General features: G+C 46.3%; 2 tRNA genes. Both read right to left on the minus strand.

The annotated features are described in order from the left end of the window. Positions 1-301 precede the first annotated feature (301 nt). Positions 302-377 (minus strand) — tRNA-Ala (locus ACW5W4_RS18875). 10 nt (positions 378-387) lie between these two features. Beyond that, positions 388-464, minus strand: a tRNA-Ile gene (locus ACW5W4_RS18880). Positions 465-577: the final 113 nt, after the last annotated feature.

The raw sequence follows: 577 nt of genomic DNA on the forward strand, positions 1-577 counted from the left end.
GTTAGTACGTCCTTCATCGCCTCTGACTGCCAAGGCATCCACCATGTACGCTTAGTCACTTAACCATACAACCCCAAGAAGTGTCGTCGAAACGGCATTCAAGTTGCTGTACAACAAGGACCAAATAAAATTTGGTTTTCGCCAAGAAGTTTCCAAAGCACTTGTAACAAATGTTTGAGAACTACTTTTTAAATCAGCTTTCCAGATTGTTAAAGAGCAAACTTCATAAAGAAGTCAAAGACATATACTGAACATTTGTCCAATTCATGGCTTTTGCTTCTCGCAAAATTCAGTACAAGTATGGTGGAGCTATGCGGGATCGAACCGCAGACCTCCTGCGTGCAAAGCAGGCGCTCTCCCAGCTGAGCTATAGCCCCGTAATCGAAGTGGTGGGTCTGAGTGGACTCGAACCACCGACCTCACCCTTATCAGGGGTGCGCTCTAACCACCTGAGCTACAGACCCACTTCGTGTACTGTCTCTAAACTTGAATCAAGGCAATCTGTGTGAACACTCAACAACACGACATCTTAAGGTAAGGAGGTGATCCAACCCCAGGTTCCCCTAGGGTTACCTTG

The sequence above is a fragment of the Aeromonas crassostreae genome (assembly GCF_054052445.1).